This window comes from Bacteroidota bacterium, assembly GCA_020161395.1.
In the GTDB taxonomy this organism is placed as follows: Bacteria; Bacteroidota; Ignavibacteria; order Ignavibacteriales; family Ignavibacteriaceae; genus UTCHB3.
Genome location: JAIUOE010000004.1, coordinates 259,729 through 273,497, shown reverse-complemented (window position 1 = coordinate 273,497; position 13,769 = coordinate 259,729). Strand labels below are relative to the sequence as shown.

Sequence of the window (13,769 nt, the reverse complement as noted above, 5' to 3'; positions counted from 1 at the left end):
ATGATTCACAAAATGACGGGAGTAATATCCTGTGGTGACATCAATGGCATCGGTCCGGAAATTACCCTGAAGGCGATTGATAAACTTCTTCAGGTAAAGGATATTAACTATAAAATTGTTATACCCGGAAATGTATTTTCACAGGCTGTTGAACTGACAAAAATAGACCTGTCAGGGAAACCGAATGTGGAGATTGTGGATATCGGAACCTTTGAACTTAGCAAAGGGGAACCGACTGCCGACTCCGGCGAAGCATCATACCGCGCACTCGAAAAAGCATTTGAGATCGTTTCAAAGGACGATACAGCATTTCTTGTAACTGCTCCCATTTCCAAGTATGCATTCAGTCTGGCGGGCGTCGATTTTCCGGGTCATACCGAATTACTGGCTGAATGGGATAATTCCACCGGCTTTGTTATGACTTTTTTGTCGAATCAATTAAAGTGTGCTCTCGCTACCATTCACATCCCGCTTTCAAAAGTCAGCAGGGATCTGACAACTGAGAAACTAAGAATGTGTCTCGAGACAATCAGCAATTCTCTCAGATATGATTTCAGCATCCATCAACCCAGGATTGCGGTACTTGGCTTGAATCCCCACGCCGGGGAAAACGGGCTTTTAGGAAGTGAAGAGAACGACACGATTATTCCTCTCTTGAGGGAGTTTTCCGGTACTGTGGAAGGTCCATTTCCGGCGGATGCTTTTTTTGCACGAAAGCAATATCTTAACTTCGATATATTTGTAGCGCTCTACCACGATCAGGGGCTTATCCCGTTTAAACTGCTTACCGCCGGATCAGGTGTAAATTTTACTGCCGGATTAAACATTATACGGACATCGCCCGACCACGGCACCGCACATGATATCGCATGGCAAAACAAAGCTGATTTCAGCTCCATGATTGAAGCTATAGACTGGGGACACAGGATATCCACCAACCGCCGTTTCATCTATGGGAAGTGATTCCTATTCGAACATTTCCACGATTTACAACGATCTCGTAAGGCATGTGAATTATGCCGGTTGGGCTGATTATCTTAACGAGTTGATCGCAAAGTATAATATAAAAACTGATTTTGTACTTGAGCTGGCTTCGGGAACAGGCAGGATGCTGCCGGCTATGGAGCTTTCATCTAAAATGACAGTATTGAGCGATATATCTTATAAAATGATCGATCAGGCACCAGCGGATACGGTTAAAATGTGTATAGATATGACTGAAATACCATTCAAACAAAAATTTGATCTGGTGATTTCATGTTTCGACAGCGTTAACCACCTTCCAACGCGGGGGGCTCTAATAAAATTCTTTGACGAAGTTAAAAGGGTTTTGGTCTTAGGGGGTTATTTGTTGTTCGACATAGTTACCGAACAAAATTCTTATGCTTATGTAGGTTCTTACAGCAAAAAGAGGAAACAGGGGAATCTTATCTATCAGCAGGCTTCAAATTACGATCCTGTAAGAAAGATTCACAAAAATTCCTTTATCATTACTCTTCCGGACAACACAAAAATTGAAGAAGATAACTACGAGTACATATATCCGACTGAGATGATAGATGAATTACTTAAGGAGTGCAAATTTGCAATTATGAAGAAATTTGAAGCATTTACACTAAAGGGAGTGAGTCAGAAGACATTTCGAATTCAATATGTGGTTAGGAGAATGGATGATACTGGAATTTAAAGGTGTGGAATTTGCCTACGGGAATCATAAAATCCTGGATGACTGCGATTTTTCTCTCGCCCATGGTGCTTTTGCCTATCTGGTCGGAAAAAGCGGCTGCGGGAAATCGACCCTGATGCAACTCTGTTATTTTAATATTCTGCCTCAAAAGGGGAGTATAGATATTGCCGGATTCTCTTCATTAAAAGCTGACCAGAAAAACATCCCTAAACTGAGACAGAAGCTGGGAATTGTCTTTCAGGATTTCAAACTGCTCTCTGACAGAACGGTCTTTGGAAATCTTTCCTATATTCTTGAGATAAACAATTATCCTCAAAAAAAGATTCGGGGTCGAGTCGAATCAGTCCTAAGTGATTTGGGGATACTGCACTTGAAAAATGCTTTTCCCAAAAGTCTTTCGGGCGGGGAACAGCAAAGGACCGCGATAGGAAGAGCAATAGTTAACGAACCGTTGTTAGTTATTGCGGATGAACCGACCGGGAATCTTGATCCTGAGACCTCCGGCGAAATAATAAAAATATTTCAGGATATCAACAGAAAAGGTACAGCCATTCTGCTGGCTACACACAATTATGATATCATCGATACTTCAGGAGCAATCTACAAACTCGATTCGGGTAAAATTACCAGAGTAAAAATAAAAAATTAGATTATCGCCACTACTTTGTGGCAGTTACTCCCCAGCTTAAACCCGTTCTTTTAGCTCATCCACAATATCTGAAATCAGTTTACTTACGACATTGATGGGTTGCAGACCGTTGATATAGTGAAGATCGGTTAATCCATCGTAATATTTAACAACAGGTAAAGTCGTGTCGTTAAATATTTTAAGTCGTTTTCTGATAACCGATTCATCATCATCGGGTCTTTGAAAGAATGAGTACTGCGCGCCACATTTCGGACACTCGGTCAGATTGGCAATTTCATTATTGCTGAAAATATTATTACAATTTTTGCAGGCTCGCCTTCTCGCCAGTCTTTCAACGAGGGCTTCCTCGTCCACCTGAAAAACAAGTACAGCACCGACACCGAAATTTAGCTCACCGAACAGCTTATCCAGTGCTTCGGCTTGTGAAACTGTTCTTGGAAAACCGTCAAGAATAAAACCGTCACGAAGCTGTGGTTCAGATAACTTTTCCCTTATGATACCGATCATGATATCATCAGGGAGGAGTTGTCCACTCGACATAATTTCGTGAGCCTTTTTTCCTAAAGGTGTTCCTTTTCTAACAGATTCTCTTAAAATGTCGCCGGTCGAGATGTGTTCGAAGCCATATTTATCACTGATTATTTTGGCTTGCGTTCCTTTTCCCGCACCAGGAGCACCGAATAGAATTAAATACATGATCTTCCTTGTTGTATCTCTGTTAAAAGACTAAAATTAATACAAAGCAAAACTACTAAATAAATATTAATTTCTTAACTTTTCAAAAAAGTTCTTGAGCAAAAACAAACTCTCTGTCTCCATTAACCCGGAGTAAACCTCGACCTTGTGATTGAACCTGCCATCACCGGCATGATTGCATACTGAACCACAGCAACCTGCTTTTGGATCAAATGCCGCAAAAATCAGTTTTTTTATTCTGGAATGAATGATCGCACCGGTGCACATCAAACATGGCTCCAGAGTGCAATAAAGTGTACATTCATTCAATCTGGATGAGTGAAGATGATTTGACGCTGCAGTAATAGCGATCATTTCAGCATGAGCAGTAGGATCATTCAACTTTATGTTCTGATTGTAACCTCTCCCGATGATACGGTTGTCGTGTACAACCACACAGCCAACCGGTACCTCTTCCTCTTCGAGGGCGAGAGAAGCTTCCTGAAGTGCTGCATACATAAACCTGTAGTCATCTTCTGAGAATATCATAAAGCGTTTTAAATTTTTGAAAAATTAAGAAATAATGGTTAAAATTTACGAATAAAAAGGGGAAATAAAAAAAGTCCGTTTGGAGAAACGGACTTTGAAGTACACCCGGAAGGAATCGAACCCTCAACCTTTTGATCCGTAGTCGCTTAAGGTACTGTGTTTATAGACCGAATATGCTATAAATAGGCTAAAAACGCATTTTATGTGCACTCAAAAGCACCGCATTTTTACTATTACTGTTACTTTCCAATTACTCTTAAAATTTAATTCTATCATTGATATCTTCTCTCAATTTTTCCATTTCAACATCGATGTAATAAGCTTGAGTTGTTCTGATATCCTTATGTCTGGCCAACGCTTGAACTTTATAGACCCCCAAATCAAAGCGAGTTAACTTAGTAATGAAGGTCTTGCGCAGCTGGTGTATGGTATACCGTTTTTCTCCCCATAGATCCCTTTGGTACTTGTAATAGTTTTTGAGACTATCAATTCTTGAGAATTTTGGAAAGATCCTTAAATCTTTATTTGGTATCTCACCCAGAAGATCGAACAAATCATTATGAATAGGGAATTCTTCAAATCGTTTTCCCTTTTCATTCCTAACCCTGATCACCATTTTTTTGAGGTCAACATCTTTCCATTCAAGTCGGATGGTTTCCCCGATTCTAAAACCGGTTAAGTACATAAAGTTGACGATGTAGTAATAATCAATATCAATTTGCTCCAATAAGTAAAGAAAGTCTACCAGATCGAGCTGGGGGATGGCTTGAGGCGCTTTCGCCGGAGGTTTGATCTTTACTATCACATTCTTTTTTATCTGCTCCTGTTTGACGAAATAGTTGAATATCGCATACAGAGTTCGAGTTGCCATCCCTTTGGTATAGATACTATAATCTTTCTTCTTGAGATAAACTAGAAAGGCATGGTAATCTCGATCAGTAAAATCAGAAATAATTTTATCCCCAGAGACTTCCTGCCAAACTTTACTCCAGAATTTAATCGATGTAATAGAGCTTGCTGAAAGATCTCTTGCTGAAATATAGTCTTCAACAGCACTAGAAAAATTGACCGGTTTTGAATTGTCAGAACAGAGGGTGTCAAGGAAACATTTTTTATTCAATGTTTGCTGAAGCTCTTCTTTAAACTCCCGGGCGGCTTTGTAGTTTTTCTGAACATCCTTTAATTTTGTTGCTTTTTGTGCCGAAGTTTGAGTCAATGGATTCCAGACACTCACATAAAGATAGCCAGCTTTCGAATATACCCCTTTAGGGTATTTACTTTTTCCCACGGAATTTAATCCTTTTAATTACAATCAGATTGCAAGGTTATGATCTTACATTTGCATGTACACTAGATAAAGCTCTCAACTGGCTGACAATACGCTGCAAGAAGAGATTTTTGAATATCACTAAGAGAGCGGGCTTGATTAGGTCCCGTAATATTTCCGTGGAAATTTTTTTCTTCCTTTTCGTCCTGATGCACTTCACAATTAGATTTTTCAACATTTTCAACAGTTAATCTTCCGACTGGTTTATCACTCGAATTAATAACCGTTTTTGATAACAGTGCAAGAATTTCCTCGATTGGCCTACCTATGGAGAGATGTATGCTACACCCTTTCCCCATTGTATCAAATGATGCCGCAGATACCGCTCCCACCTCATCAAAACTAATTTTAGCTCTAAATACCTGTTCGCTTTTATCGGTTATTCGCATAATACATATTGATTTGTTGGAGCAGAGTATTGTGATTAATCTTGTATTCTTTTGATTCTATGTTTCCATCACGTTTAACAATTTCTACCACATTGTATGTGGATTCATCCCGGAGGAATATATTCATGTGTTGAGTTTTTGATATTCTCAAAGTCAAAAGAATTCCACCGGTTGGTAATGGTGCAATAAAAGGTTGTTTGATCAATTTATCACTTTTTACAATATTGTAAACGGTTCGAATAGTGGTTTTAGGAATTTTTTTTCCACCTTCATTATCCCAGTCGTGTTCGAGTGCACCAAATTCAATCAACTTTTTTATGTTATCATATTTTCTTAGACTCTCTACACTGTTGATGAAATCCACTTTATCGAAATATCCAATTAAATACTGTGATCCAATAACTTCATTATAGGACATTGCTGAATTTCGGGAACTGACTTTAACAATCTCTTCGTAAAGACTTCCAGAAATGAAACTTGTATCATTACTCACCTGTGGACTGGCAGCGGGTGTGTAAAGTATATGCTTACTGAGTTCTATATCTAATGCAATTGCTGTGCTCATTAAAGTACCAATTATTGTATCTCGGCGTTAAGATAGTTTACCAAATTATTTTTTTCAATAGTCTCGAAAAACAGATCCCAGATCGAATTAAGTTTGTTATCATTGTGAATAACCTTCTTTTCAAAAAGGGGAATAGAGCTTAGCTCAATTAAAACTACAAAGACATTTTCAGATTTCAATTCTTTCAGCTTATCCTCAACAATTATCACTCTCAGATCATTATGAACTTGAAGGTAATAGGAGTCAAGGAATAAAAATTTATAATTAAAAGCAAAAGATATAAATCTCGGATCATTTAGAATACCCGGGCATTCATTTAATAGGAACTCTTTTAATTCGTTTTCTCTGGGAATTCTATACTCAATTTCACCAAGATACTTAACAAAACAAATGTAGCTTAGAGATTCAGCGATTTCCTTAATCAATATATAATATTGTTCGCACAATTTAATCGAAGAGACTTCACTAATTTCCTTATGAAATGCTATCCCTAACCCAACATACGCATGAGTAATTTTGATTCTAATTTGGAATGATTTGTCCCGAGAATAGAAATCAGATGTCATAACTGGATCTTCATCTCCAATTGGTGTCTCATACTTCCATAAAATGGCTTTTCCTGATGGATTAAATCTTTGGATAATATTATTAACCTCTTGAAAACGAGCTTCAAGATTAATAACTTTATCGATGTATAGCAGGATTTTGAATCCTTTGTTAAATTTGTTGATCTTCATGATGGTGATCTGTTTTATCTGTCTTTTATAAATCTTTGATTCGAATAAACTATATCCTCTTTAACGCCGCTCTGCTCTGATCATCGGTGTCAAAAGTGGCAATTTCCATATAGTTGAAAACTTCTGATGTTTTTTTGTCCTTCAGTAGTATTTCTATCTCAAGACCAGCTGCGTTGGCTAATGAGATCATAGTTTTAACGGTCAAATTTCCCTCACTATTAAATGTTTTAGAGATATAAGCTCTATATGTTCCCAATTCACCGGCAAGATAAGTCGTCGGTTTCTGAATGTTTTTGCTTTTGAACCTCGCCAAAATTGATTCAAGGAAGGAAAATACCAAATTGAAAGACTTAATTTCAATTTCATCTGATTTCTTCAAAGTCATTTCCTAACAAAATGTAACTTATATGTTAACAAAATCAAAACTAAACAAGTTCATTGCAGTAACTACTGATTTGTAACTGACTATCCAGAGATCATGGCTGCTCACATTACTTTCACTAATTCGGAATTCATGAGATTTAAATTCATGCATTATTAATTAATATCTGGAGTTTAAGCAGTTGGTTATATTGTTTAGTAAACCCCGTACTTTGTCGCTTTAAAAAGGCTTTATGGTATACATAAAAACTTTCAGTTTCTTCAATAATAATTTCGTAATTGGAATCCTCAGTAAATTCTTTAATAAAATCTCTCAGCTCTTCTTTGATTTTATCCGGGTTGACATCATTTGAAACATTACCATTGTAAACAGTTGAACTTCTTAAATTCTTGACAAGTAATGAGAAACTCATACTGATTTTTTTTGATTGATAAGTAACATCTGTCATTGGAACTCTTGGTAAGTTTACCAAACGATCGAACTCAAAAAGTAATTTTTCGATATTACTAATTCTATTGATAAAAATATCTTTCAGAACTCTGTGATCTGATTTGTTCTTGTCAAACACCATTGAGATGACGATCGCTAAAATTAATGTGATCGTCAGAGACAAAATATCAAGTAGATCAATTTTATTTTCTATTTGGAATTGAGATTTCGTATAAATCAATCCTATCAATTGACTTGCAAGAATTGCTATAGAAACCCAAAAAAAGAGATAAGGAAAATTTAATTTTTTTGCCCTTTTTGTTTTTGCCATTCATCCTCCATATACTGTTTAATTTCATCAATCAGATAAGGCTCCTCTTCCGACTTAAACTCAAAAAGACTATTGAGCTCATCCAACCTAAATTTGTCATTTCTGATAAGTCCACCAAAAGTCTCTTCCAAGAACGATGTACCATATCCATATGTTCCGTCGAGGTCGACTAAAATTTTAACACCATCTTCGATACATTTTTTAACCAAAGGTGAAAAAATGGTGGTACGAAATAATTCACCTGAATTGATCCCCTCCCTGATGTATCTTGGTCCGGGACTCTCACTAAACTCTTTAGCTATTCTGAATACTATCTTTTCCATACTTGCTTAAACACTCCGTTTTTAATTCCCAATGATAAAATGTTCCTGAGAAATTACAAGACAATTTTTCATATACATTATCTTTTACACTTCCTTTGACTCTGTTTGTTATAATGTGAAGATTACTAATTTGACCTCTCTTTACAACTGCACCAATTCCCGGCAGTCCTTTCCCTCTAAAATGCTCTCCTGTTACTGTTTCAGCGTAAAGGGCTCCGGAAAAAATTTCTTTGAGATGTTTGTGTTGATTTTCAATTCCAAACAAATTAACCAATTTTTTATAGTAACTTTTAAAAGAATTATCATCTGGCTTCTTTTCCAAACTACTTAAAATGCCCACCCCAAAATCTACGAACGAGAAATAAATAGTCTTATTTTTATCATTTCTACTCATAGATAACCACCAGTGCTTTTCTCCTGGTGTTTCAGATGCATGATTATTCGTATTCTGCATCAATTCAATCATTAATCGCTGTACTCCTTGTGCTTTAGACACTTTGTAGTCAGTCAAATAATTTGAAGCTGTTTTTGTTAATTGTGTGGATAAATCTGATGCCACATTTTTATCACCATGAGTACAAATTAAATTATCCGAGTGGGTAAACTCATATATCTCACTTTTTACAAATTTCCTCGTAAATAGTTCACTGAAAAATCCAGATTTATCCAAAAGTTCTCTTGGTGAATGTCCAAGAGGTTTATCTCCATTAAAATCTATTCCGGCTTCTCTGAACTTTACCATTATTGATAGTAACACAATTATTGCATCGTATGTGATCTTCTGTACTCTAAGAAGCTTCACAAAAACTTTCTTTCGATTCTCGTAACATACCATGATTTGATTAATAAATATCACAACTGACTCAGTATTGTCAATAAACGAGAATTCTTCGGGAGGGATTACAATCTCATAACCGGGGAAATCCTTTTTTAAACTCTCTTCATAATCGTGTATTTTATTTACAGGAAGAATCGGCGCGCTATAGTATTTCTTCTTTCGTTTATTTCTAACAAAAAAAGATAAGTCTGCATGTCGTTGGTTCCGCTTTTTATATTCAGTTGTTGTAAATAATTTCTTCAAAACTTTCCCTCACTTCTCATGTTTGATTATCTTATAAACTTTACACTCTGATTTCTTCAGTGCGAGGGGAGGTATCTTCATGTTCCCGGCAGTAAAGATATAATAGTCTGGATTGTCCGAACGAGAGCAAATCCTGATCACATCTATTTCGTTGTAACTGACTATACAGAGATCATTTTCCTTCACGATATTCTCACTCGGAAGGATCGAGAGTAAAACATATTCCCCGGGCTTAAAGAAAGGTTCGATTCCCCAGGTATGTGACGGATTTAGTTTTAGGTAGAAATACAGGTCTGGATCGTATTCAAGACTATTGATTGTATCAATCAGACTCTTTTGATCTTTATCGTTCTGGCTCATCTTGTGTGATTATTACTTCTCTATGCAGTTTATCCGTATCCATTAATGGTAATAATACAAGACCTGATAATATGGGTTTGTCTAAGACTACCCCTCTAATTGTAGAGTACATTATACCTAACAGCATGGAAATAAAATCATGAGGGAATTCGATTCGTCCATCAGTTTCTAAATATTCGAAATTCTCTAATTCAAAATCGGCTGAAATACTTATTTCAAGAAATCGGGACTTATTCGGCTCCTCGTTGAAGAATAACTCAAGAGTAGTTAAGATACTTAGCATCTTGTGAGTGCGAGTAAATCTGACAACATTTAAAACAGATATTTGCAAATCCTTCCATTTATTGAGAAATGCCTCATTAAACACAAACATATCAATGTTGTTTTTCATCAAATTCATCATTTTTAGTGTATACTCAAGATTCACTACGAGACACCTCCAATTTTCTGATTTCTATATATCATGGAATTTTTAATTTCACATAACTGAAAATCCACAGTATTGCCAGTTGTTCTAAACAAAGTTGAATCAAGATCGTTCGTAAGAATATTAGTCATATACATATATTGAACGGGTTGTTACATTTTTTTTTCGTGTTCAACCTTTGAAATTTCAGGTAATCTTACTGTTGCCACTGAAATGTGATCGATTGGTTTCAAAGTATCTTTAGTATAGAACTTAACTTCCATCTCAAGATCAGCAGCATCAAGCGCTTTAAGTAGTGTCTTAATAGTGATATTACCGTCACAATTTAACATTCTTGAAATATTTGGTCGAGGGGTGCCCATTTTCTCTGACAAATAAGAATTGTAATTTTGGATTCCTCTTTGTTTTAGCAACTTAAGAATAACTTCAAAAATCCTAAATGTCAATCGAAAGGTTTTATCCTTTATTGTCATAGATTCGTTGGATATTATATTCATAGTTTTGTAATCTTTTTTTTGAATTTTTTATAGCGTTGTTGTGTTCTTTTGGCTTATTCTGTTTTATAAAAACTTCTGAAATGATAAAATAATTTTTGTTTGTACCTTTGATTAGAAGACCATACACTCTAATATTTTTAGTTTTAAATGAAAAAAATCCTTCCTTTTCGTCATTGAACTTTTTATAGGAATGTATCCATCCTTCATCTTGAAATTTCTCAAAAAGTATGCGCATCTCACTTCCCTCAGCCATATTATTGGTAACATGTTTCTCATAATCATGTACTAAACTTGAATTATCCGGAAGATAGATTAGTCCAATTCCGTCTGTAAGTAATTTAAAATTATTTAGTTCCACAAGTTATCTTATATGATAATTGTAAACAAGGTAATTCGTAATAGAGTTTCATAATAGCATTTTAGTTGATTTATTGATATTTTTGTCCATTTGTTCTTGCTATTGCTTTTCACCATCTAATTGGATAAAGCTTAATATATCTGTTTGTTTCGGGAGGAGTCCCAATTTTAACTATTAATATTCCTCTTGGGTCATGCTCCATGTGAACATCTTCATTAAGAAATTTAGTTGCCATATACCACTGAACTTTGAAGTTACCGGGGATAGCGGTTTTTCTAAGTACTGCTTTTATTTCACCTTCGTCCCAATCATCTTTATTTGTAGCTCCGGCTAAGTAGATCACATTATAGGTAGTTTTGTCGGATTTAATCACAGCAATCTTATATTTAGCGAAAGTGATTGTCTCACTTCCGTCTAAAATAATCTCGTAAATTCCTTCTATCGAATCTATCCTTGCGGAATCCAAATAACTCATAACACTCTTTTCAGTCCAATTTGTTGGAAGTTTCGGGAGAGAGAGTCGCTGCTTCACATTATAATAAATCTTCTTTCGCGTATACAGTTGCTTCCATTCATTCAACATGTAGTCTGTAAACTCTTCGTCTGTCTGTAAAGAGTCCATTAGTGTAGGTTTAGAAATCTCAAATTCAAAAAAATCGCCCAAACAGGTTCCAAATGTGATGCCAAGTTTTATTAATTTCACATTATCATGTTCCCACCAACATTGAAAGGATATTTCATCGCAAAATGACTGGTTCAATTTCTTTTTTTGATTTGATGTCATTGCGATAGTGTTAAAACCTAAGTAATTAAGATATTGTTTTATTGCGTTGGTAAGGCTCTCTCGCTCACCCTCATCAACTTTTTTTTGCCACACATCTCCAAAGAATACTCTTACCCCTTTAACTCCAGCTAAAACACTATCAAAATTTAGACTGGGATTGGTTTGGGAGGTTGGTTTATAATTCTGGGCGAGTAAGGGGAGAGCCAGAACAAGGATTATAAATAAGCGAGTCATTGAGTTCTCAAACTTTTTTAATTAGTACTACCTTAAAATACTCACATTTGTCTTTATGAAGAATAATTGGAGGGACCATAATATTTGCAGAATGAAAAACCAAGATATTTGCATCAGTTTCAGATCGTCCAAATAGTTTGACTGCTGCATAACTATTTCCCCAAAAAACAACCACTATGTCCATTTCTTTAATTGATCGTTTTGATAGATTTCTGTCAATTAGCACCTTGTCATTCTCACAAAGAAGGGGATACATGCTATCACCATTTTGCTTATCAATACTGTACCAGAAGCAAGTGTCAATTGGGTAATCAATATCCTCTATTGCCTTATCTTCATAATCCAGCAGTTGAGCTCGACCGGCAGAGACAGCTCCCAGAAGGTAGTTACCTCTTACCTCAATACGACTTTTGGTCGAAGTTAGTTCATGGTTAGAAGGCAAATCGGTTCGTTGTATGATCTGAAGATTTTCAAAATCATCATCGTTGATCCGAATACTAAATGCTTTTTCAAATTTGCCTTTAGTATTTTGTTGGATATATTGCTTCTTCCCATTACGTATTTGCCAGATCGTAACTCTATCGACACCAATCTTATTTGCTAATTCGGCATCGCTGAATCTCTCGCCAAAGAGACCATTTTCTAACTCTACAATAAAATCTTTCCAATTCATAAATCAAATAAATAAACAAAAATTGTAATACTGTTGTCTAATTTTGTTGAATAGATGTTTAAATATGAAAAAATATTTTAACAAACTATTGACTTGTGTTAATTAGTGTTGTATATTTGTGTTAGTTAATAAACAGAAATAAACAACAGACATGATAATCATCTTTGACCTCACAACATTTCTTTTAGAAAAAAGAATCACAGCGACGGAACTTGCCGAGAAAATGGGAGTCACGCCACAGTTAATTTCCTCGATAAAACATCGAGGTAGAATCAATATGAAAACTTTGCGAAAATTAGAATCGCTATTCGGCGACTGCACTTCCTATATAAGTCAAAAGCAACCTAAACAAAAAGAAGTATTTCAGTCAACTGGAAACGACCTGTAAACCGGGTGGAAAACAACGGGAAAGCAAGTGGAAAAAAGAATGAGAAGGAAACCGAAAGAAATTGCTCTGTATGTAAAACCCAAGTTTGAAGAAAAACAGGAGGTAAAATTTAAGGGGCATAGTGAACTATATACAGTTCGTCAACGACTGGTAACAGTCGACTCAAAAGTAATCTTGTACAAGTGCATGGGTGAATCAGGCTGGCATATATTTCTTGAAAGTGAACTTGTTGCCGCTGTAAAGAAAATGAATGCTATCGGTGAGAGCTACTATGAGTAACTCAAATATTCGAATCATTTCAGTCAACTGGAAATAACCCTTAACCGGGTTGAACGGAGGGAAGAAAGTGGAAAACGATATGGAACGCATAGTGGATTCAATGCGAGTGAGTTTAGACTTACTGGATGCTCTTGAATCAGCCATACTGGACTATTGCCACACAAACAATAAGGGAAATGCCTACTGGTATTTCGCAGAGGTTCTTGGATTCAAAAGCAAAAACATTCTTTATGATTGGTTCAAAAGTGAAACAAGGATTAAAATCGGATATGCAGAGTTATGGATTATCCTAAGAATCACACAAAACCAAAATCTATTGGAGAGAATTCTAAACGATCTTAAACACACTATCGAGGAAAAAAACTAATGTTCACGGAAGCTATACACCAAAAAATCACGGACGAAAAAGACCAATGGATGGCAGATAAGATTGCCGAGGAAACCGAAAAACTTCAATGCGAATTGAGCGAAAACAATGTAATCCTTTACAATGCCAGCATCAATTATAATCCAGAAACAAAAAGGATTGAGTGTGAAAAAATAGTTCTTATCGGGCGACTCGGGGACATCTGTAAAAATCTTCACAGACTGGGCTCACTCAAAAGGGTAGTCAGCTTTGCAAACGCATATTAATCTAAAGGAAAA

The 13,769-nt window shown here is 36.0% G+C and carries 23 protein-coding genes; 7 read left to right on the top strand and 16 right to left on the bottom strand.

The features are described 5' to 3' along the window. Positions 1-12: 12 nt before the first annotated feature. The 3 genes from pdxA to LCH52_08595 are packed head-to-tail and all read left to right on the top strand — an operon-like array spanning position 13 to position 2,336. Positions 13-963, top strand: coding sequence for a 4-hydroxythreonine-4-phosphate dehydrogenase PdxA (gene pdxA / locus LCH52_08605; protein ID MCA0388542.1), 951 nt, complete (start codon positions 13-15; stop codon positions 961-963). Further along, positions 953-1,687 (top strand): class I SAM-dependent methyltransferase, encoded by a 735-nt coding sequence (locus tag LCH52_08600; GenBank protein ID MCA0388541.1) that lies wholly within the window; start codon positions 953-955, stop codon positions 1,685-1,687. Before pdxA ends, LCH52_08600 begins: the two co-directional genes overlap by 11 nt. Next, complete coding sequence (locus LCH52_08595) at positions 1,671-2,336, top strand: ATP-binding cassette domain-containing protein (protein MCA0388540.1); 666 nt, start codon at positions 1,671-1,673, stop codon at positions 2,334-2,336. Before LCH52_08600 ends, LCH52_08595 begins: the two co-directional genes overlap by 17 nt. 36 nt (positions 2,337-2,372) lie before the next feature. Here the strand turns inward: LCH52_08595 and LCH52_08590 are convergent, their stop codons facing one another. The 16 genes from LCH52_08590 to LCH52_08515 all read right to left on the bottom strand — a co-directional run bounded on the left by LCH52_08590 (position 2,373) and on the right by LCH52_08515 (position 12,457). Further along, positions 2,373-3,032: an adenylate kinase gene (locus tag LCH52_08590; GenBank protein MCA0388539.1), complete on the bottom strand. Its 660-nt coding sequence runs from the start codon at positions 3,030-3,032 to the stop codon at positions 2,373-2,375. A gap of 66 nt (positions 3,033-3,098) precedes the next feature. Beyond that, positions 3,099-3,560, bottom strand: a complete 462-nt coding sequence (tadA, locus tag LCH52_08585; protein ID MCA0388538.1) for a tRNA adenosine(34) deaminase TadA — start codon at positions 3,558-3,560, stop codon at positions 3,099-3,101. A gap of 256 nt (positions 3,561-3,816) precedes the next feature. Next, positions 3,817-4,848: a site-specific integrase gene (locus tag LCH52_08580; protein MCA0388537.1), complete on the bottom strand. Its 1,032-nt coding sequence runs from the start codon at positions 4,846-4,848 to the stop codon at positions 3,817-3,819. Between the two features lie 62 nt (positions 4,849-4,910). Beyond that, entirely contained in the window at positions 4,911-5,276 is a 366-nt protein-coding gene (locus tag LCH52_08575; GenBank protein ID MCA0388536.1) for a hypothetical protein, read from the bottom strand. After that, positions 5,260-5,841 (bottom strand): hypothetical protein, encoded by a 582-nt coding sequence (locus LCH52_08570; protein ID MCA0388535.1) that lies wholly within the window; start codon positions 5,839-5,841, stop codon positions 5,260-5,262. The genes LCH52_08575 and LCH52_08570 overlap by 17 nt, the downstream gene beginning before the upstream one ends. An 11-nt stretch (positions 5,842-5,852) precedes the next feature. After that, positions 5,853-6,578, bottom strand: a complete 726-nt coding sequence (locus LCH52_08565) for a hypothetical protein (protein MCA0388534.1) — start codon at positions 6,576-6,578, stop codon at positions 5,853-5,855. A gap of 49 nt (positions 6,579-6,627) precedes the next feature. Beyond that, complete coding sequence (locus LCH52_08560) at positions 6,628-6,957, bottom strand: hypothetical protein (protein MCA0388533.1); 330 nt, start codon at positions 6,955-6,957, stop codon at positions 6,628-6,630. 148 nt (positions 6,958-7,105) lie between these two features. Next, positions 7,106-7,720, bottom strand: coding sequence for a hypothetical protein (locus LCH52_08555; GenBank protein MCA0388532.1), 615 nt, complete (start codon positions 7,718-7,720; stop codon positions 7,106-7,108). Continuing rightward, positions 7,690-8,043, bottom strand: a complete 354-nt coding sequence (locus LCH52_08550) for an STAS-like domain-containing protein (GenBank protein ID MCA0388531.1) — start codon at positions 8,041-8,043, stop codon at positions 7,690-7,692. The genes LCH52_08555 and LCH52_08550 overlap by 31 nt, the downstream gene beginning before the upstream one ends. Beyond that, positions 8,015-9,124 carry a hypothetical protein gene (locus LCH52_08545; protein ID MCA0388530.1) on the bottom strand — a complete coding sequence of 370 codons (1,110 nt, stop codon included), beginning with the start codon at positions 9,122-9,124 and terminating at the stop codon, positions 8,015-8,017. The genes LCH52_08550 and LCH52_08545 overlap by 29 nt, the downstream gene beginning before the upstream one ends. A 9-nt stretch (positions 9,125-9,133) precedes the next feature. Next, positions 9,134-9,484 (bottom strand): hypothetical protein, encoded by a 351-nt coding sequence (locus LCH52_08540; GenBank protein MCA0388529.1) that lies wholly within the window; start codon positions 9,482-9,484, stop codon positions 9,134-9,136. Beyond that, entirely contained in the window at positions 9,468-9,875 is a 408-nt protein-coding gene (locus LCH52_08535) for a hypothetical protein (GenBank protein ID MCA0388528.1), read from the bottom strand. Before LCH52_08535 ends, LCH52_08540 begins: the two co-directional genes overlap by 17 nt. Before the next feature lie 188 nt (positions 9,876-10,063). After that, positions 10,064-10,273: a hypothetical protein gene (locus LCH52_08530; GenBank protein ID MCA0388527.1), complete on the bottom strand. Its 210-nt coding sequence runs from the start codon at positions 10,271-10,273 to the stop codon at positions 10,064-10,066. Positions 10,274-10,367: 94 nt separating this feature from the next. Beyond that, positions 10,368-10,766 (bottom strand): hypothetical protein, encoded by a 399-nt coding sequence (locus LCH52_08525; GenBank protein ID MCA0388526.1) that lies wholly within the window; start codon positions 10,764-10,766, stop codon positions 10,368-10,370. A 109-nt stretch (positions 10,767-10,875) separates the two neighbouring features. Then, positions 10,876-11,784 carry a hypothetical protein gene (locus LCH52_08520; GenBank protein MCA0388525.1) on the bottom strand — a complete coding sequence of 303 codons (909 nt, stop codon included), beginning with the start codon at positions 11,782-11,784 and terminating at the stop codon, positions 10,876-10,878. 7 nt (positions 11,785-11,791) lie between these two features. Continuing rightward, positions 11,792-12,457 carry a S24 family peptidase gene (locus LCH52_08515; GenBank protein MCA0388524.1) on the bottom strand — a complete coding sequence of 222 codons (666 nt, stop codon included), beginning with the start codon at positions 12,455-12,457 and terminating at the stop codon, positions 11,792-11,794. Positions 12,458-12,608: 151 nt separating this feature from the next. Here LCH52_08515 and LCH52_08510 point away from each other — a divergent pair, with 151 nt between their 5' ends. The 4 genes from LCH52_08510 (at position 12,609) to LCH52_08495 (ending at position 13,757) form a co-directional block, all read left to right on the top strand. Next, on the top strand, positions 12,609-12,845 hold the full coding sequence (locus tag LCH52_08510; protein MCA0388523.1) for a helix-turn-helix domain-containing protein: 237 nt from the start codon (positions 12,609-12,611) through the stop codon (positions 12,843-12,845). Between the two features lie 39 nt (positions 12,846-12,884). Next, positions 12,885-13,124 (top strand): hypothetical protein, encoded by a 240-nt coding sequence (locus tag LCH52_08505; protein MCA0388522.1) that lies wholly within the window; start codon positions 12,885-12,887, stop codon positions 13,122-13,124. Positions 13,125-13,203: 79 nt separating this feature from the next. Further along, on the top strand, positions 13,204-13,491 hold the full coding sequence (locus LCH52_08500) for a hypothetical protein (GenBank protein ID MCA0388521.1): 288 nt from the start codon (positions 13,204-13,206) through the stop codon (positions 13,489-13,491). Continuing rightward, a complete protein-coding gene (locus tag LCH52_08495) occupies positions 13,491-13,757 on the top strand; it encodes a hypothetical protein (GenBank protein ID MCA0388520.1) in 267 nt (88 codons plus the stop codon). The genes LCH52_08500 and LCH52_08495 overlap by 1 nt, the downstream gene beginning before the upstream one ends. The last annotated feature ends 12 nt before the right edge of the window (positions 13,758-13,769 follow it).

What these genes read in the sequence shown, in the direction of transcription:
- LCH52_08570 (MCA0388535.1), bottom strand. Translation starts at nt 5,841, where the DNA reads ATGAGCACAGCAATTGCATTAGATATAGAACTCAGTAAGCATATACTT.
- LCH52_08510 (MCA0388523.1), top strand. Translation starts at nt 12,609, where the DNA reads ATGATAATCATCTTTGACCTCACAACATTTCTTTTAGAAAAAAGAATC.
- LCH52_08535 (MCA0388528.1), bottom strand. Translation starts at nt 9,875, where the DNA reads ATGAAAAACAACATTGATATGTTTGTGTTTAATGAGGCATTTCTCAAT.
- LCH52_08595 (MCA0388540.1), top strand. Translation starts at nt 1,671, where the DNA reads ATGATACTGGAATTTAAAGGTGTGGAATTTGCCTACGGGAATCATAAA.
- LCH52_08590 (MCA0388539.1), bottom strand. Translation starts at nt 3,032, where the DNA reads ATGTATTTAATTCTATTCGGTGCTCCTGGTGCGGGAAAAGGAACGCAA.
- LCH52_08520 (MCA0388525.1), bottom strand. Translation starts at nt 11,784, where the DNA reads ATGACTCGCTTATTTATAATCCTTGTTCTGGCTCTCCCCTTACTCGCC.
- tadA (MCA0388538.1), bottom strand. Translation starts at nt 3,560, where the DNA reads ATGATATTCTCAGAAGATGACTACAGGTTTATGTATGCAGCACTTCAG.
- LCH52_08565 (MCA0388534.1), bottom strand. Translation starts at nt 6,578, where the DNA reads ATGAAGATCAACAAATTTAACAAAGGATTCAAAATCCTGCTATACATC.
- LCH52_08540 (MCA0388529.1), bottom strand. Translation starts at nt 9,484, where the DNA reads ATGAGCCAGAACGATAAAGATCAAAAGAGTCTGATTGATACAATCAAT.
- LCH52_08505 (MCA0388522.1), top strand. Translation starts at nt 12,885, where the DNA reads ATGAGAAGGAAACCGAAAGAAATTGCTCTGTATGTAAAACCCAAGTTT.
- LCH52_08500 (MCA0388521.1), top strand. Translation starts at nt 13,204, where the DNA reads ATGGAACGCATAGTGGATTCAATGCGAGTGAGTTTAGACTTACTGGAT.
- pdxA (MCA0388542.1), top strand. Translation starts at nt 13, where the DNA reads ATGACGGGAGTAATATCCTGTGGTGACATCAATGGCATCGGTCCGGAA.
- LCH52_08495 (MCA0388520.1), top strand. Translation starts at nt 13,491, where the DNA reads ATGTTCACGGAAGCTATACACCAAAAAATCACGGACGAAAAAGACCAA.
- LCH52_08555 (MCA0388532.1), bottom strand. Translation starts at nt 7,720, where the DNA reads ATGGCAAAAACAAAAAGGGCAAAAAAATTAAATTTTCCTTATCTCTTT.
- LCH52_08515 (MCA0388524.1), bottom strand. Translation starts at nt 12,457, where the DNA reads ATGAATTGGAAAGATTTTATTGTAGAGTTAGAAAATGGTCTCTTTGGC.
- LCH52_08530 (MCA0388527.1), bottom strand. Translation starts at nt 10,273, where the DNA reads ATGGGCACCCCTCGACCAAATATTTCAAGAATGTTAAATTGTGACGGT.
- LCH52_08550 (MCA0388531.1), bottom strand. Translation starts at nt 8,043, where the DNA reads ATGGAAAAGATAGTATTCAGAATAGCTAAAGAGTTTAGTGAGAGTCCC.
- LCH52_08600 (MCA0388541.1), top strand. Translation starts at nt 953, where the DNA reads ATGGGAAGTGATTCCTATTCGAACATTTCCACGATTTACAACGATCTC.
- LCH52_08575 (MCA0388536.1), bottom strand. Translation starts at nt 5,276, where the DNA reads ATGCGAATAACCGATAAAAGCGAACAGGTATTTAGAGCTAAAATTAGT.